This is a genomic window from Kitasatospora aureofaciens (assembly GCF_019192735.1).
In the GTDB taxonomy this organism is placed as follows: Bacteria; Actinomycetota; Actinomycetes; order Streptomycetales; family Streptomycetaceae; genus Kitasatospora; species Kitasatospora aureofaciens_A.
Map to the genome: position 1 here is coordinate 1 of NZ_JAHTKP010000148.1, position 2,317 is coordinate 2,317.

Sequence of the window (2,317 nt, forward strand, 5' to 3'; positions counted from 1 at the left end):
GTCGAGTTCGACCGCCAGGAAGTGCCGCAGCTCGGCGGCACCGCCCTTGAGCGCCTTCTCCCCGGCCTCGCGCACACCCGGGCCGATCTCCTTGTCGGCCAGGATCCGCTCCACCTCGGCCCGGTCGCGCTGCTCCTGGTCCCCGGCGGCGTGGTCCCCGGCGGTGTGGCCCCCGGCAGTGTGGTCCCCGGCGGCATCGGACGCGGCGTCGGACGCGGTGTCGGGACCGGAGACGCCGGTCGGCTGCGGCTTGTCGGCGGCCGAGGCCGAGGACGGGAAGAGAACGGCGGGGGCCAGCACGGCAGCCGCGATCACGGCGGACACCTTGGGCAGCTTCATCCAGCAAACCTGATTCGTGCGAAGAGATTGTGAACGCCGTCAGCATAGATCGTTTTTTACGATCGCCATACCTGGTTTTGTGCACCCCGGTCCCCGGCCCCGGGAGCCCCCTGGGCGGACGCCATGGAGAAGCGCGAACTGCTGTTCGCCGACGCGACGCACGCCCGGCTGGAGGTGTTCTGACGCCCCGGCAGGAGGAGCGGGTGGTCAGCGGCGGGAGCGGAGGGCGAGGAGCGTCGTGGTGGCGCAGGCGGTGACGGCGAGGGCGGCGAGGAGGCGGGACCAGGGGGTGGGGGTGACGGGGCCAGGCGGCGGCCAGGACGAGGACGGCGGCGGTGGCGGCGGCCACGGGGGTGGTGCGGGTGCGCAGTTGGTGGTGGCCGGGCGGGCCGGCGGTGGCCGCGTCGAGGCAGAGCAGGTAGCCGAGGAGCAGGGCGGTCGTGCAGGCAGCGGCCCACAGCGGCGGGCGGGAGAGGGCGGCGAGCAGCACGCAGGCGACCGCCAGGGCGGTGTTGCGGTGGCGGGCGAGCCGGGCCAGGTGGGTGGGGGTGCGCGGGGCGACCGGGCGCTGGACCAGCGGCGTCGCCGCCCACCAGGCGGCCATGGCGGCGACGACCGGGGCGAGCAGCGCCAGGACCGGGCCGAGCGGCCGGGCGGCGGGGGCGGTGGCGGCCACGGCCAGGGCGGTGCCGAGGGTGGGGGCGAGGCGGGCCGCGGTGGGCCGGGGCCGGGCGGTCATCGGTTCCTCCCGCGGATCCGGGTGCGCTGCAGGGGTGCGAGGGTGAGGTCGAGTCCGGCGCCGGGGTGCAGGGCGACCACCGGGATGCCCCAGGCGCGCAGGGTGAAGCGGACGGCCTCGCCGTCGGCGTGCCAGAGCGTCAGGGCGAGGGCGGCGGCGGGGTCGCGCGGGTCGGGTGCGGGCTCGCCGGTGGGCACCTCGACGACGACCAGGGGGTTGCCGCGCTCGGTGAGGTCGTGCAGGACGTCGAGGATGCGCTGGTCGGCGAGCGGGGTGAGGACGTAGACGAGGGCGTCGGCGGGGATCGCCGGGCGGGGCAGGCCCGGCAGGTCGGGGACGTGGTAGCCGAGGTCGCGGCGCACCTCCAGGACCGATTCGACGAGCCGGTAGAAGTGGGTGGCGCCGGTGGCGGCCTTGAGCCAGCGGGTGCGCCCGCCGACCGACAGCACGCCGACCCGGTCGTGGCTGCGCAGGTAGGCGCGGGTGAGCCCGGCGGCGGCGCGCAGCGTCTCGTCGAGGCTGGAGGTGACGGTGGCGGGGTCGTGGAAGTCGGCGAAGGCGTCGATGAGGACGACGACGTCGGCGGTGCGCTCGGCGGCGAACTGGTTGATCTGGACGCTGCCGCGCCGGGTGGTGGCGGGCCAGTGGATGCGCCGCTGGCGCTCCCCCCACACGTGCGGGCGCACCCCGGTGACCTCGACGCCCTCGCCGTTGTGGCGGGCGGTGTGCTCGCCGATGCGTTCGGGCAGGCGGACCTGGACGGGGGTGAGGGAGGAGGGCGAGGGGGCGGGGAAGATCTGGGCCTCGCCGAGGTCGACGCGCACCGTTCGGCGGGTGAGGCCGCCACGGTCGTGGACGTCGAGGTCGACGGCGCCGAGCGACCAGTGGCCCCAGCGGCGGGCGGTCAGGCGCAGGTCGAGCGTCGTGCCGGTGACCTGGAGGCCTGTGAGTTCGATGCCGGGCCCGGGGTGGACGCCCGGGTCGATCCAGCCGGCGACGCCGTCGAAGGCGAGCTCGATGCGCACGTCGAGGTCGTCGCCCTCGAAGGCGCGGCGGCGGGCGACGTGGGCCTGGGCCTGCAGGCGGGTGGGGCGGGTGGGGCCGGCGGCGGCCAGGACCAGGAGGACGGCCGGGCCGGCGGCGAGGGCGAGCAGCCAGGCGCGGCCGGTGAGCAGCGCGAGGGCGGCGGCGACGGCGGCCACGGTGGCCAGGCGCAGCGCGCGTTCGGTGGCGCGCGGG

Annotated in this window: 2 protein-coding genes; both read right to left on the reverse strand. The window is 76.9% G+C overall.

The features are described from left to right. Positions 1–339: ALF repeat-containing protein (locus KV557_RS41605; protein WP_218207320.1), on the reverse strand; the 339-nt coding region annotated here is incomplete at its 3' end. A gap of 735 nt (positions 340–1,074) precedes the next feature. Beyond that, on the reverse strand, positions 1,075–2,317 hold a 1,243-nt coding region (locus KV557_RS44305; protein ID WP_218207321.1), incomplete at its 5' end, for a DUF58 domain-containing protein.